The 22491-nt window shown below is 33.0% G+C and carries 25 protein-coding genes; 24 read left to right on the top strand and 1 reads right to left on the bottom strand.

The genetic code is table 11. The features are described 5' to 3' along the window. Window positions 1–10: 10 nt before the first annotated feature. The 22 genes from ACTHPI_RS03020 (at window position 11) to ACTHPI_RS03125 (ending at window position 17546) form a co-directional block, all read left to right on the top strand. On the top strand, window positions 11–403 hold the full coding sequence (locus ACTHPI_RS03020; RefSeq protein WP_445352700.1) for a hypothetical protein: 393 nt from the start codon (window positions 11–13) through the stop codon (window positions 401–403). Beyond that, window positions 400–762: a hypothetical protein gene (locus ACTHPI_RS03025; protein WP_445352701.1), complete on the top strand. Its 363-nt coding sequence runs from the start codon at window positions 400–402 to the stop codon at window positions 760–762. Before ACTHPI_RS03020 ends, ACTHPI_RS03025 begins: the two co-directional genes overlap by 4 nt. After that, complete coding sequence (locus ACTHPI_RS03030) at window positions 759–1193, top strand: HK97 gp10 family phage protein (RefSeq protein ID WP_445352702.1); 435 nt, start codon at window positions 759–761, stop codon at window positions 1191–1193. The genes ACTHPI_RS03025 and ACTHPI_RS03030 overlap by 4 nt, the downstream gene beginning before the upstream one ends. Continuing rightward, window positions 1190–1609, top strand: coding sequence for a phage tail terminator family protein (locus tag ACTHPI_RS03035; protein WP_445352703.1), 420 nt, complete (start codon window positions 1190–1192; stop codon window positions 1607–1609). The genes ACTHPI_RS03030 and ACTHPI_RS03035 overlap by 4 nt, the downstream gene beginning before the upstream one ends. Then, window positions 1584–1775, top strand: a complete 192-nt coding sequence (locus tag ACTHPI_RS03040) for a hypothetical protein (RefSeq protein WP_445352704.1) — start codon at window positions 1584–1586, stop codon at window positions 1773–1775. Before ACTHPI_RS03035 ends, ACTHPI_RS03040 begins: the two co-directional genes overlap by 26 nt. Next, window positions 1776–3137, top strand: coding sequence for a phage tail sheath family protein (locus tag ACTHPI_RS03045; protein ID WP_445352705.1), 1362 nt, complete (start codon window positions 1776–1778; stop codon window positions 3135–3137). It abuts the gene before it with no gap. Window positions 3138–3148: 11 nt separating this feature from the next. After that, window positions 3149–3619 carry a phage tail tube protein gene (locus tag ACTHPI_RS03050; protein ID WP_445352706.1) on the top strand — a complete coding sequence of 157 codons (471 nt, stop codon included), beginning with the start codon at window positions 3149–3151 and terminating at the stop codon, window positions 3617–3619. 14 nt (window positions 3620–3633) lie between these two features. Next, the gene (locus ACTHPI_RS03055) at window positions 3634–4056 is read left to right on the top strand and encodes a phage tail assembly chaperone (RefSeq protein ID WP_445352707.1); all 423 of its coding nucleotides are present in this window, start codon (window positions 3634–3636) and stop codon (window positions 4054–4056) included. A 258-nt stretch (window positions 4057–4314) separates the two neighbouring features. Further along, window positions 4315–7764, top strand: coding sequence for a tape measure protein (locus ACTHPI_RS03060; protein WP_445352708.1), 3450 nt, complete (start codon window positions 4315–4317; stop codon window positions 7762–7764). A 12-nt stretch (window positions 7765–7776) separates the two neighbouring features. Then, on the top strand, window positions 7777–8463 hold the full coding sequence (locus ACTHPI_RS03065) for a hypothetical protein (RefSeq protein ID WP_445352709.1): 687 nt from the start codon (window positions 7777–7779) through the stop codon (window positions 8461–8463). Further along, on the top strand, window positions 8460–9539 hold the full coding sequence (locus tag ACTHPI_RS03070; protein WP_445352710.1) for an XkdQ/YqbQ family protein: 1080 nt from the start codon (window positions 8460–8462) through the stop codon (window positions 9537–9539). Before ACTHPI_RS03065 ends, ACTHPI_RS03070 begins: the two co-directional genes overlap by 4 nt. Then, window positions 9518–9841 (top strand): DUF2577 family protein, encoded by a 324-nt coding sequence (locus ACTHPI_RS03075; RefSeq protein WP_445352711.1) that lies wholly within the window; start codon window positions 9518–9520, stop codon window positions 9839–9841. The genes ACTHPI_RS03070 and ACTHPI_RS03075 overlap by 22 nt, the downstream gene beginning before the upstream one ends. Further along, on the top strand, window positions 9841–10287 hold the full coding sequence (locus ACTHPI_RS03080; protein ID WP_445352712.1) for a DUF2634 domain-containing protein: 447 nt from the start codon (window positions 9841–9843) through the stop codon (window positions 10285–10287). The genes ACTHPI_RS03075 and ACTHPI_RS03080 overlap by 1 nt, the downstream gene beginning before the upstream one ends. Further along, complete coding sequence (locus tag ACTHPI_RS03085) at window positions 10274–11425, top strand: baseplate J/gp47 family protein (RefSeq protein WP_445352713.1); 1152 nt, start codon at window positions 10274–10276, stop codon at window positions 11423–11425. Before ACTHPI_RS03080 ends, ACTHPI_RS03085 begins: the two co-directional genes overlap by 14 nt. Next, window positions 11418–11969, top strand: a complete 552-nt coding sequence (locus tag ACTHPI_RS03090) for a putative phage tail protein (protein WP_445352714.1) — start codon at window positions 11418–11420, stop codon at window positions 11967–11969. The genes ACTHPI_RS03085 and ACTHPI_RS03090 overlap by 8 nt, the downstream gene beginning before the upstream one ends. Then, on the top strand, window positions 11970–13787 hold the full coding sequence (locus tag ACTHPI_RS03095) for a hypothetical protein (protein WP_445352715.1): 1818 nt from the start codon (window positions 11970–11972) through the stop codon (window positions 13785–13787). A gap of 1 nt (window position 13788) precedes the next feature. Next, window positions 13789–14196: a hypothetical protein gene (locus ACTHPI_RS03100; RefSeq protein WP_445352716.1), complete on the top strand. Its 408-nt coding sequence runs from the start codon at window positions 13789–13791 to the stop codon at window positions 14194–14196. 6 nt (window positions 14197–14202) lie between these two features. Next, on the top strand, window positions 14203–14475 hold the full coding sequence (locus ACTHPI_RS03105) for a hypothetical protein (protein ID WP_445352717.1): 273 nt from the start codon (window positions 14203–14205) through the stop codon (window positions 14473–14475). Then, a complete protein-coding gene (locus tag ACTHPI_RS03110; RefSeq protein ID WP_445352718.1) occupies window positions 14468–14812 on the top strand; it encodes a phage holin in 345 nt (114 codons plus the stop codon). Before ACTHPI_RS03105 ends, ACTHPI_RS03110 begins: the two co-directional genes overlap by 8 nt. A 2-nt stretch (window positions 14813–14814) precedes the next feature. Further along, a complete protein-coding gene (locus ACTHPI_RS03115; protein WP_445352719.1) occupies window positions 14815–15702 on the top strand; it encodes a GH25 family lysozyme in 888 nt (295 codons plus the stop codon). Window positions 15703–16837: 1135 nt separating this feature from the next. Further along, a complete protein-coding gene (locus tag ACTHPI_RS03120; RefSeq protein ID WP_445352720.1) occupies window positions 16838–17038 on the top strand; it encodes a hypothetical protein in 201 nt (66 codons plus the stop codon). Then, a complete protein-coding gene (locus ACTHPI_RS03125; protein WP_445352721.1) occupies window positions 17022–17546 on the top strand; it encodes a DUF2335 domain-containing protein in 525 nt (174 codons plus the stop codon). Before ACTHPI_RS03120 ends, ACTHPI_RS03125 begins: the two co-directional genes overlap by 17 nt. 262 nt (window positions 17547–17808) lie before the next feature. On the opposite strand, the gene ACTHPI_RS03130 is transcribed toward ACTHPI_RS03125, so the two are convergent. Then, window positions 17809–19737, bottom strand: coding sequence for a glucose PTS transporter subunit IIA (locus ACTHPI_RS03130; RefSeq protein ID WP_445352722.1), 1929 nt, complete (start codon window positions 19735–19737; stop codon window positions 17809–17811). Window positions 19738–19924: 187 nt separating this feature from the next. Between ACTHPI_RS03130 and treR the strand changes: the two genes are divergently transcribed. Both treR and treC read left to right on the top strand, forming a co-directional pair. Beyond that, the gene (treR, locus tag ACTHPI_RS03135) at window positions 19925–20650 is read left to right on the top strand and encodes a trehalose operon repressor (protein WP_445352723.1); all 726 of its coding nucleotides are present in this window, start codon (window positions 19925–19927) and stop codon (window positions 20648–20650) included. 10 nt (window positions 20651–20660) lie between these two features. Next, entirely contained in the window at window positions 20661–22325 is a 1665-nt protein-coding gene (gene treC, locus ACTHPI_RS03140) for an alpha,alpha-phosphotrehalase (protein ID WP_445352724.1), read from the top strand. The last annotated feature ends 166 nt before the right edge of the window (window positions 22326–22491 follow it).

Below are 22491 nucleotides of genomic sequence, written 5' to 3' on the forward strand. Positions count from 1 at the left end.
GTGTTTAGCTATGAAGCCTAAATATTCTAATTATGAAAATGTTTTAAGTAGTGTAAAGCTGTTAATGCCTAATGTTAATGAAAACCCTAATTATGATGAAATAATTGATTTTACCTTAACTAAAGTAATAACTGATGTATCAATTTACACTAACATCCCTATAGAAGAATTACCTGAAGAGCTTGAACCCACATTTGTTAGTTTAGCAATTCAAGTTTTAAATACTTATGAATTGTTAGTGCCATATGGGCAAAAAACAAGTAATGTAGGTTCTTTAACTGAAGGTGATACATCTGTTACTTTTAGAACTCCATCAGAAGCGTATGTAGCACTTCAAAATGCTAATACTATTACTGATAATTATGTTAACTTGCTTAATTATTTTAGGCGGGTACAATTATGAGTTTATTTGAAGGCTTAAAGAATGTAGTTCCTATTTTGTGGACTGACAAAGTTACAATTATAGGTACTATACCTGTAAAACGTAACAATGTTACAAATAATGAGCCTGTAGTTTTAGTAGAAGATGAACCTTGTAAAGTAATTTTAAAAAGTCAAAGTGCAGGAACTCAAACTTTTTATGATACTGATAATTATGATGCAAAACTTATTATTAAAAATGGTATTAACATACCTGCAGGTAGTGTAATTAATATTACCGATCAGAATGGTAATACCACAAAATATAAGCGGTCTTCTAAAGGCTATACTGGTTATTATTCACATCAAGAAATTGCGATAACAAGGGATGAAAAAGCATGAATTTAGGTTCTATTGATGATGCAGAATATCAAGCGTGGGCAAACCGTGTTAAAGGAAAAATAGCTGGTGGCGATGTAAAACGTGAACTAGAAAAAACAGGTAAAAACATTGGTGTTCAATCCTTAAAAGTTTTAAAAAATAATACTCCTGTTGATAGTGGTGGTTTGCGTCGTGCTTGGACTGCAGAGGGTCCTAGCTATGGTGGTAGAGCGTGGACTATTAAACTTATCAATAATATGGAATATGCTTCATTTGTTGAAGAAGGACATAGACAGACGCCGGGAAGATATGTGCCAGCAATTGGCAAACGTCTTGTAGCTAGTTGGGTACCTGGTCAGTTTTTTATGAAAAAGTCAATGAGTCAAATTGAAGCACAACTTCCTAATTTGATTAGTCCCGGACTATGGGCTTTTAGAGATTTATTAGAATGATTACACTTACAGAAAGAATTGCTAACAAACTTGCAAGCATTTTCCCAGATTCCACAATTTATACTGAAAATCAATCAAGTGGCTTTGAAGTGCCATCTTTTTATATTAGTAAAATAATGGTTAATTCTAAGCCTGAACTATTTGATGTTCAGAATCGTAAATATTCTTATCAAATTGTATATTTTGCTAATCCCGAAGCTCCCAACACTGATATGGAACGTGTCGAGGGGCTTCTTTTAGATAATTTTTGTAGTTTGGAAGAATATGCAACGATTAGAAGACGTGAGACAAGGGTAGACACACAGAATGAAACTTTAACTTTAAGTTTTGAAGTGTGGATAAGAATGCACAAGATTGAAAATATAGTAATGCAAAGAAAGGCTGATATTAATGCCAAAGGAAAAGACAAAAACTAAGACAACTGAAACTAAAGCTTCAGAATATACTAAGCAAAATCTAGTTGAAAGCAAAATTTTTAGTATTTCAGATCGTGATATTTTAAATATTGTCTTGAAAGATGATAAGAAATACACGTTAAAAGAAGCTAAAAAAGCAATTAATAATTTTAAAGGAGGTATTTAAATGGCTGGAACTTGGAAAACTCAAAATAAGCGTCGTCCAGGTGCTTACATTAATGTTAAAGGTGCAGGACAGCCTATTAGTGACTCACCATTAGGAAGATTATTAATGGTAAGTAATGTAAATTTACGTTGGGGACGTGAAGGGGTAATTCCTTTAACTAATAGTTCCGATTTTAAAGCTGAACTTGGTACTACTTTAAACGACCCTGATTTAGTTGCATTAAAAGAAGCACTAAAAGGCGCTGAAACTGTATTATTTATTAATACTAATAGTAAAAGTGGACGTAATGCTACTGCTAACTCTGAAAAAGTTCCATGGGGGTTTGTAGCAAAATATCCTGGTGAAAGAGGAAATGATATTTCGGTTTCAATTGAACCAGAAGTAGTAGAAGAAGGACAAGAACCAACTAAAGCTACAGTTACTACATTATTTGATAATTCGATTGTAGATCAACAAGTTATTTCTTCTGATAATCTTGAAGGATTTGTTAATAATGATTATGTAATTGCTAACTTTCAGCAAGGTTCAAAACTTCCTACTAGTTCAATTACACTTAATTTATCTAATGGCTTTTCTAACCAAGCTGACTTAATTACTTTGGTTAATAATGCTATGGAAACTGAAAACTATAGTGTAGTTACTACGGCAGGTATGGAAATTAGTTCTAATGTTCATAAGCTTTTAGTTGAATCAGTTAAAAGACTACGTGAAGACCAAGGTATGAAGGTTCGTGCTGTAATCCCAGTAAATGATACTGCACCTGTCTATAACTATGAAGGTGTATCAATGGTAGCTAATGGTTTTATTGAGGGTGATGGTACTAGAGTTAATACCACAAATGCTGCAGCATTTTTTGCTGGTATTTCTAGTGCAGCAGATGCAGGTACAGCTTTAACTTACTATGATGTATCAGATGCTATTGAAGCTTACCCTAAGCTTAACAATGAAAAGACTATTGCAGCCTTGAACGCTGGTAAGATTGTGTTTACTACTCGTCCTGGTCAAAGAGTTGTAGTAGAGCAAGATATTAACTCACTTGTTAAGTTTACAGTTGACAGACCAAAGGTCTTTAGCAAGAACCGTGTTATTAGAACAATTGATGATATTTGTACTAATACTCAAGAAGTCTTTGAAAATTCATTCTTAGGTAAAGTTGGTAATAATACTAATGGTCGTGATTTATTTAAGGCTAATAGAATTGCCTACTTGATGGATTTACAGGCAAGAAACATTATTCAAAACTTTACTAATGATGATATTAGTGTGGAAAAGGGTAATGATAGTGATTCTATTGTAGTTGATTTAGCTGTAGAACCAGTTGATGCAATGGAAAAGCTTTACATGACTTTAATTGTTAAGTAGGAGGTAAATAAATGGCAAGTTTAGATGCGTTTTTAAATGGTAGAGATACCATTTCTACTAAAGATGCAACCGTAACAGTGGAAATTAACGGTAAAATTATCAAGATGATTGAATGTAATAAGCTTACAGCAAAACTTGAAAAGAATAAGGAAGATGTTCAAACACTTGGTACTCACTGGAAGCACAAGAAAACCACATCTGTTGAAGGTACTGGTACTTTAGGCGGATACATGATTAATTCTAACTGGCTTAAGTATGGTATTCCGTATACTCAAAATGGTGGAGATTTATACTTTACTTTAACCCTTACCATTCACGATCCTACTTCTAGTGTTGGTAAGCAGGTAGTACAATTAACGGATGTTAACCTTGATGATATTCCTATTGCAGATTTTGAAGCAGATGATGGTGTAATGGAATATGAAACCGATTTTACATTTGAAGGGGTTAACTTAATTCAAGAATTTAAAGGTATGAACTAAAGGAGAAAATAATAATGGCTGAAAATTATAGTGTAAATGATTTCTTGATGGAAAATGTTGGTAGATCAACAGAAACTATTGAAGTACATTTTAAGCGTTTTAAGGCGCCTTTTAAGATTAAGTCTTTGACTGCTGAAGAAAGTAGCGAATTGCGTAAACAAGCTACTAAGAGAGTTTTAAATAAGCGAACTCATCAATATTCACAAGAAACTGACCAAAATTTATTTGGTGATTTAGTTTTAGCTAAGTCTGTAGTTTTTCCTGATTTAGAAAATGCCGAACTTCAAAAGAGTTGGGGAGTTATTGGTTCACCTGAAAAATTAATTAAGGCTATGCTTACTATGGGTGAATACAATGAATTATCTGAAAAAATTATGGAAGTTTCAGGTCTTAATAATGAAGATAGTGAAGACTTGGTTGAAGAAGCAAAAAACTAATTGAAAACTCAATTGGTGATTTTGCTATTTATCATTATGTGCTTAATGAGTATCATTGGACCCCTAAAGTGTGGGGTGAAATGACTAGACGAGAGCAAGCGTTGGTAGTAGCTTCAATTGAGATAAGACAAAAATATGAAAAAGAAGAAGAGAGAAAAGCAAAAAGAAAGGCAAGGGCTAGACATTAACTCAAAGGTTAGAGTAATTGAAGGCTTTTGCCTTCTTTTTTTATATTTTTTAAGGAAGGAGGTTAAGTGAATGTCACTGATAGAATCAACAATTAAAATTAATGATGCTTTTAGTAATGCACTAGATAAATTAAGTAATGGGTTATCAAAGGGACAATCAGGCTTTCAAAAATTAAAATCAGCTTTAAATAGTGATGTATTTTCAGGAGCTACTAAAAAGTCAGATGGATTTTTTAAATCTGTAGTAGGTGGAACAGTAGTAGGTGGAATGATTAATAATGCTATGGGACTAGCCTCTAATGGTGTTCACTCTATGATAGATGAATTAAATGAAGCTTCAGTATCATGGCAAACTTTTGAAGGTAATATGCACCAAATTGGTAAAAGTCCTGCACAAATTGCTAGTGCTAAGGCAAGTATGCAAAAGTTTGCACAAGAAACCATTTATAGTGCTAGTGATATGAGTTCTACTTATAGTCAATTAGCTGCTGTTGGTGTAAAAAATACGGGTAGACTTGTTAAAGGCTTTGGTGGATTAGCCGCAGCTGCTAATAATCCACAACAAGCTATGAAAACTTTATCTGAACAAGCTACACAAATGGCAGCGAAGCCAGCAGTGCAATGGCAAGATTTTAAATTAATGCTTGAACAAACTCCAGCTGGTATGAGTGCTGTAGCTAAAAGCATGAATATGAGTTTGCAAGACTTAATTACTAAAATTCAAGATGGAAAAGTTAAAACCCAAGACTTTTTAGATGCTGTTGCAAAAACTGGTACTAATGCTAACTTTTCAAAAATGGCTACAGAATATAAAACTGTGGATCAAGCATTTGATGGATTAAAAGAAACATTAGCTAATGGTTTACAACCACAGTTTCAAAAATTAAGTCAAATGGGTATAAAAGCGGTTAGTGGTCTTACTGATTCTTTAGGTAATGTCAATTGGAATGCAATTGGTGATGGATTAGTAAATGCTATTAATTATATTCAACCTGTTTTAGATAATTTAAAAGCTGGTTTTGAAAGCTTTTTTGAAAGTTTTAGTAATACTGGTGTAGGAGATTCTATTACAGAAATGTTTATGGATATTGCCAATGCTGTAATGGACTTAACAAATGCTTTTCATGAAGGAGATAACGGAGGTAGCTTCTTTAAGCAATTAGGTGAACTTTCAGGAAATGCTTTAAGTGGTGCAGCTAAAGCTATAAGTGGTATAGCACAAGCAATTGGTGAATTAGATCCTACAACAATTACCCTTTTAGCAAGTTCTTTTATTATATTAAAAAGCGGATTAAAAGGATTGGTATTTTCTGCTATTATTAGTGGCTTACAAGCTCTTAACAAATTAAATCCTGATATGATTACTAAAATAGCGAAAGCAATAACAACTTTAGCTATAGGAATTATGATTTTAAAAGCTGCTTATAAAGGTATGCAGATGATTAAAGGTGTTGCAGATTTATTTTCTAGTTTTAAGAATGCGAAGACGCCTAAAACTCCTGAAGTACCAGAAGCACCAAAAACTGGTGGAATTTTACAAAGTGCAGGAGCATTTATGAAATTAGGAGCCGCTTTACTTATGGTAGGTGGCGCAGTTGTATTAGTTGCTGTGGGCTTTAAGTTGATAGCTGATTCTGCAACTCAATTAGCTTCAGGAGGTGGTGCTGCAATTGCTACATTCTTTGGAATGATTGCGGCAATAGCTATTTTAGCAGTGGTAGTTAAGTTGCTAGGGCCATCTATGATTGTTGCTTCAATAGGATTCATAATGTTTGCGGGTGCTTTATTAATGATTGGGCTTGCAATAGGAATTGCCACAGCTGGTATGGCTTTACTTGCAACTCAATTACCAGTATTAGCTCAATATGGTGGTAGCAGTGCATTAGCAATTTTAATGTTAGCAGGAGCTATTGCCGTATTTGGTATAGCAGCAATTGTAGGAGCAGTTGGAATAATATTATTAGCTGTTAGTTTAGTAGCTTTAGCATTGGGATTAACGATTGCAGCGGTTGGAGCATTTTTATTAGGAGTAGCTTTAGCGTTAGTTGCAGTTAGTGCAATAGTAGCTGCAGTAGGTATTATTCTTTTAGGAGTTGGTTTAACTCTTGTAGCTGTAATAGGTCTAGTAGCTGCAATAGGGATGCTTATGCTAGGTGTTAGTTTAGTATTAGTTGCTGCAATGTCGTTAGTGGCAGCAGTTGGTATGTTGTTATTAGGTGTGGCTTTAGTCCTTATAGGTGCAATGTCGCTTATCGCTTCAATAGGATTGATTATGATGAGTGTAGGCTTAATGTTAATTATGGCATTAGGATTAGTAGCAGCAGTAGCAATGCTATTGTTAGGCGTAGCTTTAGTAATGGTAGGACCTATGTCATTAATTGCAGCTGTCGGATTACTCATGATGGGTGTAGCTTTAACTATGATTGCTGTTTCAGCAATGATAGCTGCAGTAGGTTTAATGTTAATGTCTGTAGCGTTAATAATGATTATGGCAACAGCAATGATTGCAGCGGTAGGAATGCTGTTGTTGAGTGTAGCATTAGTCTTAATTGGACCAATGGCAATGCTTGCAGCAATGGGCTTAATGTTATTGGGTACAGCATTAACATTAGTAGCAGTTGGCTTAATGCTAGTTGCAGCTGCAGCAATGATGACAGCTAGCGCTCTTAGTTCATTAGCAAGTGCAATTTTATCTTTAGTTAGTGCTTTTATATCAGCTGGAACACAGATGGTTTCGGCAATTACCAGTGCGATGGCTCAAGTAGTAAGCGCAGTAAGTAATGGTATTCAATCAGCTGTTAGTGCGGCTCAAAGTTTTGCAGGAGCATTGGTAAGTGTAGGACAACAATTAATTAAAGGTTTGATTAATGGTATTACATCTATGATTGATGCTGCAGTGAGTGCTGTCCAAAGTGTAGCAAGTAGTGTAGTAAGTGCTGCTAAATCTGTATTACATATTGGTTCTCCATCTAGATTGTTTAGACAATATGGACGTTGGGTAGATCAAGGTTTAATTAATGGTCTTAATCGTGACGCAGGTGCAGCTGCAGAAGCTTCAGCTAATATGGCTCAAGGTGTAGTTGATGCGGCTAGTGATATTCAAACTACAATTAATCCTGTAAATCTTGCTATGGATAAAAGTATAGATATGCCATCAATTAGTGCTACAAATTCTATGAATCTGGTAACTAATGGTTTTGACAATGCTTTAACTATAGTTAGAGAACTAATGAATATGTTAAACACATTGAATGGAACTAAAGCTTCATTAGGTATTTCTAATGCTGATTTGGGTTCTAGAATGATTGGTAGTGATACTGTAACTTCAAACAATGTTACAACCTCAAGTGTTGCTAAAACTAATAACCAATCTACACAGAATGATAATTCTACGCAATTGAATATCAGTGAAGGCGCAATTGTAATCAATAGTACTGGTAATGCTAACTATGATGCTGAACAGTTATTAGGCGAGGTTGAAGACTTGCTTCTTAAAAAAGCAGATAAATCATTAATTTAGGAGGTGTGGTATATGGCTTATAAATTGAAGTTTTATTTAAAAGATAATTCTACAGGTAAGAAAATACAGTTACCTGTAAACCCTGCGGATATTAAACTAAAATATCAAACTGATGATAATTCACAGACTATTGTTAATTTAGGTGAAGTAAATACTGCAGGGAACCTTAAATTAGTATCGGTTCAGATTTCTAGTACGTTTCCAAAACGAAAACCACACTATTTAGCTTCTAAAAAAATGTCTAAGCCAGATACTTATATTTCAAAAATAAAGAGTATGCAGAAAAAGAAGCATAAAGTGAAATTAACTGTAAGTACTACAAAAATTAGTATGACTATGACAATAAGTAGTTTTGAATATGGATTAGTTAATGGTTATGCAGATGAATATGCTTACACTTTAGAATTAAAGCAGTATCGTAAGTTTGGCTATAAAAAGAAGAAAAATCCAAAAAGAAGAGGTAAAAAGAATAAGAAAAGTCGTGTAAGTCCTGCAGGTAAAGTAGGGATGGGGTCAAAAGTTAAAGTTAATGGTAGGCTTCACCGTGATTCCTATGGAGCTGGTCCTGGAATGTATGTAAAAAATACCACTATGAAAGTTAGTTTAATGGCACCAGGGCGTGCATATCCAATTCATGTAGCTACTTTAGGTGGTTTGCCTCAAGGTTGGGTAAAGAAATCGGATGTGAAAAAAATATGACAGTTACAAAATTACTTTTAAAGCGTAGAAGTAATCTTTACCGAGAAAGTAAAATCAATCCTAAAGGTACAGAATATGAATTAAAGGATGTAGCTTCAAATATTAAATGGTCCACTGATATGAACTTTTCAGCTGGAGAATTAACTTTTGATTTAGTAGAAAAGCCTACTTTAGTAATTCCTTATACTGGAGATATCATTAGTTTTAGTTGGGATAAAAAGAAAATCTTTTACGGATATGTATGGAAATATCAAGTAAAAAAAGACAATGTGATTAGTGTTACTTGCTATGATCCAATGCGGTACTTGAAGAATCAAGATTCAATAGTATTTAAAACAGGAACTATTACAGATAGATTTAACGATGTATGCAATAGAGCAGGTATTAAGCATAGAGTTGTTAAAAATTCCACACATAAAGTAGCTGCAGAAATTTGTGAAGGAAAAACTTATTTTGACATGCTTAAAAGTGCAATGGATAAGACCTATACCGCAACTAATCATAAATATTTCTTATTTACTAAATATGACACTGTGGAATTAAGAAGAGTACCTAACCGAAAGCTTAAGTTTTATGTAGGTAGTAAATCAGGAATGACAGGCTTTACTTATAGTGTTGACATTAATAACACAGCTAATGTAGTAAAAGTTATTAAAAAAGACAGCAAAAAATCTAAAACCAAGTCAGCTACTGCTAAAGCCAAAGCAAAATCTACTAAAGAAACACCTGCTAATACTAGTTTCAGAACTATGGCTTCTGCAGCTGGAAGAAGTCCCCAACAGTGGGGAAACTTGCAGGTTATTGTAAATGCTAAAGATAAAGCTAATCAAGCTCAAATGCTTAAGCAAGCTAGGGACACCTTAAGGCAAAAAAATATGGCTAATAAAACATTAACCATTGATTGCATTGGTAACTTAAACTTAATTCCAGGTAATGCAGTAACGATTAAAATTACTGATATGAAGAAGACCTTAAAAGATTGTCCGATTATTAAGGCAGTGCATAATTTTGATAACAATTATACCTGTCAGATACAAATGAAAGCAGGTTTAGGATGGCAGGAGAACGGCTCTTAGAATTAATTAACAGTCAAGGTGGTTCAGATAGTGATTATGCCGATGTGGTATATGGAATTGTTATTTCAACTAGCCCTTTACAAATTCAATTATCTAATTCAATGGTTTTAGATGATAATTTTATTGTTTTAGGTAAGCACATTGGAAAATTTAAATTAAAAGGTAATCTTAAAACCACAGAATACAATGGTAAAGCTGAATATGAATTTGATAATTCTTTAAAAGAAGGCGATAAAGTAACTATGATTCGCTCACATGGTGGTCAAAAATTTTACTTATGGGAAAGAGAGGGTGAACTTTAGTGAATAATGATGAGGATTTAGATTTTGGTGCTGTTCTGGAAGGTGCCGAGTTTGAAGAAGATGATGACGCTGAAGAAGAAGCAGACCCTACTTTAACTTTTAAAGTTGAAAATGGAAGAATTAGAAGTAAGTGTGATGACTTTGAAGCAATGGTTCAGGCTACAGATAAGATTTTAAAAACTGAACGGTTTGTTTATCCTATTTATGATGATCAATACGGTAATGATTTACCTGAGTTGTTTGGTGAATCGTTTGATTATGCTGAAACTGAATCAGAACAAATGATTATTGATGCGTTAATGGAAGATGACAGAGTAACAGAAGTCGAAATTGAAGAATTAACTAGAATTAATAAGCATACCTTACAAGTAAAAGGCGTATGTAATACTATTTATGGAGATGTAAACATTGATGAAGAAGTGGAGGTAGACAATGACACCGAATGAGTTAGCACAGGAATTTGAAGCTAAAGATTATGATTATTTTTTGAATCAAATGCTAGATAGAGTTCCTGAAAACATTGATAAACGTGAGGGGTCAATTATTTATGATGCGGTTGCTCCTGCTGCAATGACAATGGCAGAACAATCTTTAGCAATGGCTAATATAGTAAGGCAAACTTATGTAAAAACAGCTCAAGATGAATTTTTGGATTATAGAGCTGTGGAATATGGCACTGCTCGTTATCCTGCTACTCAAACAGAAGTTAAAGCCAAGTTTTTAGATGATGATGGTAATCCAATTGATACAGTTAATGTAGGCGACCAATTCGCAAGTATTGGTGAAACGCCTATTTTTTATACAGTAACTAAGATTAATGATGATTTAACTGGAGAAATGACTGCAGACATTTTAGGTACTGGACCTAATAGTTATTTAGGGCAGATTTTACCAGTAACACCAAATGATGCTTTAAGTTGGGCTGAAATTATTGAAGTTACAGCTCCTGCTAGGGATGTAGAAACAGATGAACACTTAAGAGCAAGATTATTAAATTCTAATAACTGGATTGCTTATGGTGGTAATGTAGCAGATTACTTAAAGATGTGTAGCAAAATTAGTGAAATTGGAGCAGCGCAAGTATATCCTGTGTGGAATGGACCTGGAACAGTTAAACTGGTTATTTTAAACAATGATTTAATGCCAGCTAGTTCTACATTGACTCATAAAGTTAAAGAAATAATTGATCCTGAAGAATCAGAAAGTTTAGGTGTGGGATTAGCACCAATTGACCATAGAGTTAGTGTAGTAGCGCCTGAAGTTTTAAGAGTAAACATCACAGCCCACATTGTTTTAGATGGTCAAGTTAGTTTTGAAGCAGTAAGTTCAGCAATTAAATCAGCGCTTGAAAATTACTTTAAAAAAGAGCGTCAAGCTTGGTCTTCTATTAACTCCACATTGGGAAGAGGGTACTCACAAACTATTTATCGTTCTAAAGTATTATCTACAATCATGCTTGTGGATGGGGTAGTTAACGCAAGTTTGCCAGAAATGAACGGTAAAGATGAAGATATTAACTTAGTTTTTACTAATGAAAAATCACAATTACCAGTATTAGGTGAGGTGGTCTTAGAAAATGGATAAAGATTATTTATTGAATTACATGCCTGATTATTATGATGGTGTATATGAAATGGAAGAATTGTTAAAAGCACAAGGTTTTAGTTTAAGTAAGTTTTCTAATGAAGAAAGAAGAACGCTACTAAATGAGTTTGTAATTCAAACTGATATTAAGGGTATTTCTATTTTTGAAGATCAAGTAGGAATTAAACCAGACCCAAGCCTAGATTTAAAAACTAGGCAAGAAAACGTACTACTAAGGCTTATGCCGCCACAGCCAATAACAGTTAGGTTTATGCAGAATATTTTCAATAAGATGGGGATTAAAGCGATATTTAGTGTAGATTACCCCAATCGAATTGCCTTGGTTAATACTAAAAATGAAGATTTAAAAGATGGTCAGGTTTATAGACTAAAATTTTTACTTAATATTTATCTACCTGCTAATATGGGACGACAAATTTATATTGCACTACCAGAAATAAATAAAAAAACACCTTACTATATTGGTGCTGGTATGGTTAGTGAAACTGAATGTGTAATGAAAACAGAAAGGATTGAATTGTAGATGTCGAAATATAATACTCCTGTAATAACTGATGTGGGGTTGAAGGCTTTACGACAACATGCTCAATCAAACGGAACTTTTTATATTGATAAAGTGGTTGCAACTAATAGAGCAGAATATGTTAGGAAAGATAGTGAATACTTAAGAAAACTTACAGAGTTGAATGGTAATCTTTATGAAGGTTCAATTGAATCTGTATATGATAACGAAAATGCTTATTCATTTAATGTAAAGTTCGATAATTTAAAGCTTCTTAAAGATGACTTAATAGTTACAGCAATTGGACTATATGGACATAATGAATCTGGGGAAGAAAAGCTGTTTTTAGTAACAAACACCAGAACTATTGATGAAACAGAAACTATTCCTGCTAGAAAAGATAATGATTTAACTTATACTTTTACAGCTCATATACTGTTAGATATTAATTCTACTGAAAATGTTACTGTTAAGTTTAACTATAATGGATATGTAAAATGGGCGGATTTAAATAAGCATAAAGAAGAAGCTGAAAATACTTACGCTAAAAAAGTAGACCTAAATAAGCACATTGAAGAGGCAGATAAAAAATATATCCAATCGGTGAATAGTGTTAAGCGTGATAACAATGGCAATGTTGATGTGACTGATACTATAACGCAAGATTTTCCAGCTAATATTACTGATGTGCATGAGCTGCCTGCTGGTAATTTTAGATTTACTAATTTATCAGATGCACAATTTAATAATTTAAGAAATAAGCCTCAAGGTATTGATAAATATGCTTTTATTAAAACTTTTAGAAGGGACGGTTTAGGTAATTCTGGTGATGGTTGGCAATTATGCTTTACTACTACCGACTTAGAAAAAGTTTGGTATTCAGGTCGTAATAGTGGTGGTTGGAGTGATTGGAAAAATATTGTAAATAGATCTACTTATACTGACCAAGAAATAGACGCTAAACTTAAAGAAGCTGGAAAAATTAAAACAGTAAATGGTATTAGTCCTGATAATTCAGGTAACGTTGATACCCACATTAATGAAGTAGTTTTGGGTGAAAATAGTTATGAATATGCTTCATTAGGAACTGTACAATATCTGGATAAAAAAATATATTTAAAGCCCAATGATGTGCTTAAAGGATTAACTACAGATAACATTGGTGACAGATTGGTAAGAAAATCTGAAATTCAATCATTTGGAAATGTAAAAAGCGTAAATGGAAAAAAGGCAGACAACATTGGTAATGTTCAGCTAGATGTTTACACTAAACAAGAAGCTAATAATACTTTTGGTACAGTAAAAACTGTTAATGATATACATCCCGATGTGAATGGTAATGTAGATGCACATATAACCAAAGTGGTTTTAGGAAAAAATGGAGCTATTTATGGTGATTTTGGGGATGCAACTTATGATAATAATATGATGTTTATGGATTCCGAAAAAGTGGTAAATGCTTTAAGCTCGGAAAATATTGGTACTCCTTTGGCTAAAAAATCTGATATTTTCAATGCTATTCATATTTTGAGTGATGAAAAACGAAGGAAATACCATTTAGATAGATTGCGAACTAAGACAGAAGCAAATTCAAACGGACCAACTCCAGGATTGTACCTAATAAATCAAGCATATTTACCACCTTCACCACAAGATATTCCAAATGATTATAAATTTGAAGGATTAGCAGTGTTGAGAATCGAAAATTTTTCAGGTGGTATGATTGCAACCTTAAGTTCTTTATGGCACCCTGAATGTTTTTACAGATGTAAATTAATACGTAATACAGATGTAGGAAATAATACATGGTACAAATTTGAAGGAACAGAGGTGCAATAGAATGCTTAAAAAATGGATTCAACGCATTGGTAAAAATCCAATGCACATTATTTTAGGATTAGTTTTAATTGGAATCGGTATAGATTTAATTCTTAATGACCGGTTCTTTTTTTGGCCACCTTATGCTTTAGAAGAAGCTAATAGTGACTTTTTAGGAACTTGGGCATTGTTTACTGGACTTGGAATAATTTATGTTGGATTACAAAAAAGAATACCAGTTAAAGCTAATTTGATTTGGTTAATATCAGCATGTGCTTTTCTAGGATTTGAAACTTTTATGGAAACAGTTCATGGAATCATTACACCAGAGCCAGGGCGAATGTTTGCATTAGCTATTGAAGATTTTGGCTATTTGTTATTAGCGTTTGCTATGGTTCGAACTAGTGATACTGGAGCAGGTAAGAAATAAAAGGGAGTGGTTACTATTGAGAGAGATTGGGTCATTGTCTTAACTAGTGGTACATTTGGAGCTTTAGTTTCTGCCATAATCGCTGCTTGGCAGTGGTATCTCAAATATAAAGATGATAGAGCCAAAGACAATGAAAATAAAAAGAAAAGTGATGTGGAATTTTATCGAAAAAAATGGTTAGAAGATGAAGATGAAATAGATCATCTTCGTGATGATAACCGTAAACTGAAAGATGAAATTTATTTTTTGAGACAGGAGATTAAAAATAGAAATGAATAGTTTGATTTTAGATATTTCAGCGGTGGTAATTGCCATCGCTATTTCTTATGGTGTATTTTGGTTTAAAAACCACAAGACTAAGATTGATAAACAGGTAGAAGAAGGTAATGCTTTAGCGTTCACAATTGATATTTTAGGTAAAATGGTTACCAATTTTGTTTATGATCTTAAAGATGATAATGAAAAGGGCGCAAACAAGAAAAAAGATGTAATGGTAAAAGTAAAAACAGCTCTAGCAGATGCAAAACTTCCTATTCCTAGTGATGCAGAAATTTCTGGGGCAATTGAAAAAGCTGTTACTACTATGAAATTAGCTGAAAAACAGGGGGGAAAATAAGAATGCTTAAAATGGTTGATGTTTATAGTGGTTCGCCTAGAAGTTATGCAATGTTAAAAGATGTTGATATTGTTATGGTTAAAGCCACACAAGGTACAGGGTATGTAAACCCTAATTGCGATGTAGACTATCAGGCGGCTAAAAAAGCTGGTAAATTATTAGGATTTTATCATTATTGTGGTGGCGGTAATCCTGAAAATGAAGCAGAGTACTTTTATAAAAATACTAAAAACTATACAAAAGAAGCTGTTCCTGCTGTAGACTGGGAAGAAATGCAAAATTCTAGTTGGGGTGACTACAATTATGTTAAGCGTTTTGTACAGAGATACCACACACTTAGTGGAGTGTATCCACTGATTTACGTTCAGCAATCTGCAATTGCTCAAGTAGCTAATTGTGCTTCTATGTGCGGTTTATGGGTAGCTTGGTATGCTTCTATGAATTGGTATTCTTGGAAGCTTCCTAGTGCTAATTTTAATGTTTCTCCGTGGTCTACTTATACGGTATGGCAATTTACAGGGGACGACATGGATAGAAACGTAGTAAATGTTTCTCGCTCAGGTTGGCAAAAAATAGCTCTAGGAGACAATAAAAGTAATTCTAGTATAACTATACCTAAAACTGCTAAAAGTGATTCTTGGGTAGATTCTGTGGGTGATACGTGGCACAAAAAGAATGGTACCTTTAAAACCACACAAAGATTAAATTTAAGATGGGGCGCTAAAGATAAATCTAGCGTTATAGTCACATTACCGGTAGGTAGCGTAGTTAAATACGACGCTTACAGTGATCATGATGGTTACAGATGGATTAGACAGCCTAGAAGTAATGGGCAATATGCTTATTTACCAGTTAAAAATTTAAAGACTGGCAAAGAATTTGGTAAATAAAATTTAGACCGTTTGGAGGTGCATCCCTCTAAGCGGTCTATTTTTGTGTTATAATTAACTTCCACGCGGGTCTTCCGCACTCCTGATAAATATTAAGTCTAAGCAGTGTTGCAACGTTTGCAGCGCTGCTTTTTTCTTTTTAGTCCACACTTCTTATAGGGAATTGGTCTAGTAAAAACGGTGTAGTTTTAAAAGTGCTTGAGTAATAAGTGTTTCAGCTAACGAGTGTAGTTATGGTGTAATAAAAGGTGTAGCTACTTGGGGTATTAGTGTAGTTACTAAAAATCTTATTATCATTGATATAATAGTATTTATGGCACTTTTTATACCAATTGATGTAATTACTTTTTAGTAAATAGTAAATAAATAAAATAATATAAAAATATATAGAAAAGATAGGGATTAAAGTAGTGAATCTGTGTCATTTTGAAGCTTGAACGTTGATTTAACAAGGTTTAAAGGGTGTAATTTAGGTAACTACACCTAACTACACTCTAGAGGGATTAACTGTATAAAATTTAAAATAAATATAAATGATACGCTATGCTATAATAAGTGTGGATTAAAAAGAAACAAGTCATAATAGATATGATTATATTAAATAATATTTTAGATTTTATGATGAAAAATATTAATATAAAATTATTTTTATTGTCCTAAAATTGTCCTAAGGTCTAAATAAGATTCAAAGATATGGCTTAAATCCCTTGTATTATCGGTATTTATGAATATTTATATTTAAACCATCATTTTATAACTCCAGAAAAAAACGCTGACTTTTCTAGTCGGCGTTTTTTGCTTGCTTAGCCTTTATATCAAGGGTTCAGGCAGTTTTTGTTTTTGGAATTTAGTCCAATGTTTTCCGTTGATTTTTGCGTTTTTCCAAAATTTTTGTCCCCAAATTGTCCTAAAACTGGTGTTTAATATAAATATTAATCTCTATAATTTTTATTATTTTAATGAATGGGGAATAGTTAATTTATTATCAATATAAAATTATACTTCGTAAAATTTTTAGTAGTTTAAATTAATGATACTGAAAGTTTTTCTTAAAGTTTTTTTATTTAGTATCATTTTAGGTAAATATACGTTATTATAATTGTAAAACAGGAAATTTATAAAGGAGAGGATTTTTATGCAAAAGTTTATTGATGTAAGTATAAAAGCTGTTATAGACAACATTGCAGAAATCCCAAAAGTATTGTTTGGTTCTAAAGCCAAAAAAGTAAAAAAAACAAGCCATCCAATTAACTATGGTGGATTTATTGCAGAAGATTGGAAAAACGTGGGAACTGATATGAAGCGGGGATTAATTACCTTTGAAAAATCAAGATAAGAAGTTACCTGCTGAAGCAGAGAAAACTGAGAAAGAAATTGATGATAAAAATAATCAAGAAATAATCAATCAAGTGAAGAAACTCCCATTATCAAATGATGAAAAAAATAATATTATTGCAACTATTGATATGTATAGTGGTCCAATTCCTCATCCTAAAATTTTAGCAGGTTATGAAGCTTTAGACCATGGGGCTGCAAAAGAAATTATTGATAATGGGATAGAAGAATCTAAGCATAGACGTAAGTTAGAAACTGCAAGGCAAAAGAGACGTGGTCATTTAGCCTGGGCATCGATGATAATATTAGCTCTTGTTTGTTTAATATTTATGTTAGGTTCATTTTATTTAATTTTGAATGATCATAAAATTATTGGTGGGATTTTTGGTGGAAGTTCATTTTTGATTTTCGTGGGCTATTTCTTTAATTATATTGATAAGCTAACATCTAATAATGATATTTCTGTTAATAAGACCATAGAAGATACAGATAAAGATAATAGCAAATAAAGTCAGCGTAAGCTGGCTTTTTATTATGTAGTTGGGAGAGTGCTTTTTAATTTTAAACGTATGTGATAACTTTTCTTAATTAAAGGTATAAAAAATCACATTCCAATTAAATATTTGGAATGTGATTCTAAATTTGTACTAATCAATAAAATATCTTAATTTTTGGTTTTATATCAATTGATTTCTGAAGTAAGATTTTTGTTGCACAAAAGTTGCACAACAAGTAAAATTTTACTTTTTAAAATTTAATAAAACGCTTGATTTACTTACTACCAGGACGCTTTTTCTTTTCAACTTTCTTGCCCATGGTCATGTTGTCGTTGTAACCCCATACCCAAACCGCAATGAAGGCTACAATAATTGACACTGCACTTGAAATAAGGAATGCGTAGAAGCTATTTAATTGAGTTGGATGTTGTGGATTGAAGAAACTTGAAAATCCGATAAGGCCACCTGTAAAACCATACATAGTTCCATGCATAAGACCTGTTACAAGGCCACCAAAGGCTGAACCGATACAACCTGATGCAAATACTTTCTTAAATCTTAAGTTAATACCATAAATAGCTGGTTCAGTAACTCCACAAAAAGCACTAATTGCCGCAGCGATACCTAATTCTTTCATGTCAGCTTTCTTTGACTTGATAGCTACTGCCAAAACTGCTGCACCTTGAGCTACCATAGTTGAGCAGACGATAGCATTCAATGCACTTTGACCACTACCGGCAATTTGTTGAGCAATAAGTGGTACAACACCCCAATGAAGACCAAAGATAACAAGAAGTTGGTAAAATGCACCAATAACAAGACCGCCAACCCAGCCTGATGATGATACGAGCCAGTTAATAAAGACAGCAATTCCATTAGCTGCACCTTGAATTACCGGACCTGTAATGACTAAAGTAATTGTAGAAACTGCTAAAATTGTAATAAGTGGTGTAAAGATCATTTGCAAATATGCTGGCAATATCTTTTTAAGCCATTGCTCACATTTTGCTGCAAGCCATGCTGCTAAAATCATAGGGAAAATAGAATAGCTATAGTTTAAAAATTGGAAATTCCAACTTCCAATACTAAACATATTCTTAGTAGCTTGCCCCCATGTGATGATTTGCGGATAAGTAAGGAACCCACCAATAACTGCAGCAATCATTGGATCACTATTAAGACGTTTAGCGGCACTGAATCCTACTAAAACAGGTAGGAAGAAAAAGGCTGCATCAGCCATGGCACTGACTGTAATGTAAATTGGACTTTTAACATTTAGTAATGCACCAAGCTGTGGCAATGTTAATAAAGCTAAAAGTCCTTTGATAATACCAGAAGCAGCAATTACTCCAATTACCGGACTCATAGAACCGGTAATAAAACCAATCAAGTTACCGAATGCTTTTGAAATAGGATTTCGATTATCATTTTCTGGAGCTGGAGCCGAATCTGAATCTAAATTTGGCAATTGCTTCATCACTGCATCAAAGACATTAGTTACTTCATTACCAATTACAACTTGATATTGGCCTCCAGCGTGCATTACGTCTAAAATTCCACGTTGATTCTTTAAAGCTTCATCATTAGCCTTAGATTCATCTTTTAAATAAAAACGTAATCTAGTAATACAGTGAATTAAGTTATTGATATTATCTTTACCGCCAACATTTTTAATAATAAAAGTTGCAAGTTCATCATAAGATAATTTTTTATCAGAAGTGTCTTCTGTATCTTCACTCTTAAGATAAGCATGAGCAACGACTTGACCAGCTTTAGCTATTCCTTCAGTTAAGTCGATTCCTGAAATTTTATCAAAAGAGTTAGTGATCAATGTCATGATAGTTGTATCTAAGCCTTTATTTTTAATAAAGTCAATATCCATATTAGCAATATCTTGACCAGGCTTAATTGTTTGACCATTTTCAACTAAAACACTAAATGGTTCTCCTTTAAGACTAACTGTGTCCACTCCCATATGAACTAAAACTTCAAGCCCATCTTCTGTGGTAATTCCGATTGCGTGCTTAGTATCAGCAATCATCGAAATAGTTCCACCAACTGGAGCTACAACTTTATTATCATTTGGTGTTAAACCAAATCCTTCTCCCATCGCGCCTTTACTAAAAATAGGATCGCTAGTTTTTTCTAAAGCTACTACAGTCCCATCTGCTGGGGCAAGTAGTGCTACTTCTTTACTCTGCATATTATTGTCTCCCCTTTATTAAGCGTTTTCATTTAATTCAATTATTATAATAAACATGTCTAGACAAGTTGTCAATGATTATTTTATAATCGCTTACATTGCTTATAAATTAGAATTATTTTTTTACTTTACATATCCATACATGATAGATATAATAAACCTGAAATCAAGTTAGAAAGGAACAATTATGACTCAATCAAAATCTGATCTTATTGCACAAGATATTGCATCAAAGATTCGTTTCAAGCAGTATTGTCCAGGCGAATATTTACCAAGTGAGAGTCAATTAACGACCTTATATGGCTCGTCTAGAGAAACTGTTAGAAAGGCATTAGAGCAGTTAAATTCTTTAGGAATGATTCAAAAAATAAAAGGTAAAGGTTCAATAGTTTTGGACTTAGAAAAGTACTCTTTTCCTTTATCAGGAATTACAAGTTTTTCTGAACTTAATAAATCTTTAGGTATGAATGCAAAAACTCAAGTCCTTAAATTAGATAAGATGGAAGATTTACCAGGTCTTTTTAAGGAGAAATTTCCCAATCAAGAAAAGCAAGCGGGAATTTATGTTGAGCGTTTACGCTTAATTGATAATCAGCCACAAGTATTAGATTGTGATTATTTGTTTACTCCGCCAATTGAGGAGTTGCCAAAAGAAGTTGCAGAAAGTTCTATTTATGATTATTTAGAAAATAAAGTAGGTTTAAATATTTCTTATGCAACTAAAGAAATTACAGTTGAAAAAGTTAATAACGAATTGCAAGATAAGCTGAAGATTCCTGATGATGTTGCAGTATTAGTTGCTAGTCATAATTTCTTAAATGATACAACATTGTTCCAATTAACTTTATCATTCCATAATCCAGCTAAATTTAAATTTGTGGATTTTGCTAGAAGACAAAAAATTCAACTTTAAGGAGAACATAATGAACGATTTAGGCAAAAAAGTAATTTATCAAATTTATCCCAAGTCATTTTATGATTCAAATGGAGATGGTGTAGGAGATATTCCAGGAATCATTAAAAAAATTGACTATATTAAGAAATTAAATGTTGATATGATTTGGTTCAATCCATTTTTTGTATCACCACAAAAAGATAACGGATATGATATAGCTAATTATTATGAAATTGATCCTCGCTTTGGAACGATGGCTGATTTTGAATTATTAGTTAAAAAGCTTAAAGAAATTGGCGTCGGTGTAATGTTAGATATGGTGTTTAATCACTGTTCTACTGACAATATTTGGTTCAAAAAAGCATTGGCAGGGGATGAAAAGTATCGGAAGTTTTTCTATTTAAGAAAGGCTAAACCAGATGGAAGTCTGCCAACTAATTGGCAAAGTAAGTTTGGTGGACCAGCTTGGGCTAAATTTGGTGATACAGATTATTATTACTTGCACTTATATGATCCAAGTCAAGCTGATCTTGATTGGCATAATCCTGAAGTACGTGAAGAAGTCTTTAAAGTAATTAACTTTTGGCGTAGTAAGGGAGTGAAGGGCTTTAGATTTGACGTTATTAATGTTACTGGTAAGGATGAAAAACTTGTTGATTCAACTGACCCAGTTCAAGAAAAGAGCCTTTATACAGATACTCCAATTGTTCATCAATATTTGAAAGAAATGAATCAAGCAACTTTTGGTCAAGATCCAGATAGTGTAACAGTAGGAGAAATGTCTTCAACTACAATTCCTAATTCGATTGAATATTCTAATCCAAATGAACATGAATTATCTATGGTCTTTACTTTCCATCATTTAAAAGTTGACTATAAAAATGGAGAAAAATGGTCAAAAATGCCATTTGATTTTATGAAGCTTAAAGAACTATTTACTGAATGGCAAGAAAAGATGGATAAAGGTGGCGGTTGGAATGCCCTCTTTTGGAATAATCATGACCAGCCTTGGGCATTAAATCGTTTTGGCGATACGGGTAAATTTCGTGAAAAATCTGCCGAAATGCTAGCAACTGCTACTCACTTAATGCGTGGGACCCCTTACATATATATGGGTGAAGAAATTGGAATGATTGATCCTAATTATTCTTCAATTCGTGATTATGTTGATATTGAAAGTAAAAACGCTTTTGAAGAATTGACTGCTAAGGGAATGAGCGAAAGTGAAGCATTTGAAATAATTAAAACTAAGTCTCGTGATAATTCTCGTGTACCGATGCATTGGAATAGCGAAAAAAACGCTGGCTTTAGTAATGTAACACCTTGGCTTAAGCCAACTGATGAAGAAAGAATTAATATTGAAAAAGAATTAACAAGTGGTGAAATCTTTAATTACTATCAAAAGCTAATTAAGCTTCGTAAAGATGAAAAGCTAATTTCTGATGGACATATTAAGATGTTCTTGAAAGATGATAAACAAATCTTTGCTTATGAAAGATATTTAGAAGATTCTGATGAAAAGCTACTGGTGTTTACTAATTTCTATGGTAAAGATGCAGTAGCAGACTTGCCTGAAGAATATCAAAATAAGGAAGTTGAATTGTTATTATCTAATTATGATTCTCACTTAGAATCTTTATCAAAGCAAATTAATCTTAGACCATATGAAGCACTGGCAATAAAAGTTAAGTAAGATAAAAAATCAATGTCAATATAATGGCATTGATTTTTTATTTACAAATATCAAAGTTATAAATATAATATACGATTTATTATCAAATCAGCTGTCTATTAAGTGCTTTTGTTAATGGTTTATTAAATGAAAGTGTTACCATGAAGGTGTCAAATAAGAAAATTAT

The sequence above is a fragment of the Lactobacillus sp. PSON genome, from assembly GCF_052615405.1.

Coding starts and splice junctions, on each gene's coding strand:
- ACTHPI_RS03085 (WP_445352713.1), top strand. CDS start 10,274: ATGACACCGAATGAGTTAGCACAGGAATTTGAAGCTAAAGATTATGAT.
- ACTHPI_RS03075 (WP_445352711.1), top strand. CDS start 9,518: ATGGCAGGAGAACGGCTCTTAGAATTAATTAACAGTCAAGGTGGTTCA.
- ACTHPI_RS03095 (WP_445352715.1), top strand. CDS start 11,970: ATGTCGAAATATAATACTCCTGTAATAACTGATGTGGGGTTGAAGGCT.
- ACTHPI_RS03045 (WP_445352705.1), top strand. CDS start 1,776: ATGGCTGGAACTTGGAAAACTCAAAATAAGCGTCGTCCAGGTGCTTAC.
- ACTHPI_RS03050 (WP_445352706.1), top strand. CDS start 3,149: ATGGCAAGTTTAGATGCGTTTTTAAATGGTAGAGATACCATTTCTACT.
- ACTHPI_RS03060 (WP_445352708.1), top strand. CDS start 4,315: ATGTCACTGATAGAATCAACAATTAAAATTAATGATGCTTTTAGTAAT.
- ACTHPI_RS03070 (WP_445352710.1), top strand. CDS start 8,460: ATGACAGTTACAAAATTACTTTTAAAGCGTAGAAGTAATCTTTACCGA.
- ACTHPI_RS03120 (WP_445352720.1), top strand. CDS start 16,838: ATGCAAAAGTTTATTGATGTAAGTATAAAAGCTGTTATAGACAACATT.
- treC (WP_445352724.1), top strand. CDS start 20,661: ATGAACGATTTAGGCAAAAAAGTAATTTATCAAATTTATCCCAAGTCA.
- ACTHPI_RS03020 (WP_445352700.1), top strand. CDS start 11: ATGAAGCCTAAATATTCTAATTATGAAAATGTTTTAAGTAGTGTAAAG.
- ACTHPI_RS03025 (WP_445352701.1), top strand. CDS start 400: ATGAGTTTATTTGAAGGCTTAAAGAATGTAGTTCCTATTTTGTGGACT.
- treR (WP_445352723.1), top strand. CDS start 19,925: ATGACTCAATCAAAATCTGATCTTATTGCACAAGATATTGCATCAAAG.
- ACTHPI_RS03055 (WP_445352707.1), top strand. CDS start 3,634: ATGGCTGAAAATTATAGTGTAAATGATTTCTTGATGGAAAATGTTGGT.
- ACTHPI_RS03030 (WP_445352702.1), top strand. CDS start 759: ATGAATTTAGGTTCTATTGATGATGCAGAATATCAAGCGTGGGCAAAC.
- ACTHPI_RS03130 (WP_445352722.1), bottom strand. CDS start 19,737: ATGCAGAGTAAAGAAGTAGCACTACTTGCCCCAGCAGATGGGACTGTA.
- ACTHPI_RS03040 (WP_445352704.1), top strand. CDS start 1,584: ATGCCAAAGGAAAAGACAAAAACTAAGACAACTGAAACTAAAGCTTCA.
- ACTHPI_RS03090 (WP_445352714.1), top strand. CDS start 11,418: ATGGATAAAGATTATTTATTGAATTACATGCCTGATTATTATGATGGT.
- ACTHPI_RS03110 (WP_445352718.1), top strand. CDS start 14,468: ATGAATAGTTTGATTTTAGATATTTCAGCGGTGGTAATTGCCATCGCT.
- ACTHPI_RS03035 (WP_445352703.1), top strand. CDS start 1,190: ATGATTACACTTACAGAAAGAATTGCTAACAAACTTGCAAGCATTTTC.
- ACTHPI_RS03115 (WP_445352719.1), top strand. CDS start 14,815: ATGCTTAAAATGGTTGATGTTTATAGTGGTTCGCCTAGAAGTTATGCA.
- ACTHPI_RS03100 (WP_445352716.1), top strand. CDS start 13,789: ATGCTTAAAAAATGGATTCAACGCATTGGTAAAAATCCAATGCACATT.
- ACTHPI_RS03065 (WP_445352709.1), top strand. CDS start 7,777: ATGGCTTATAAATTGAAGTTTTATTTAAAAGATAATTCTACAGGTAAG.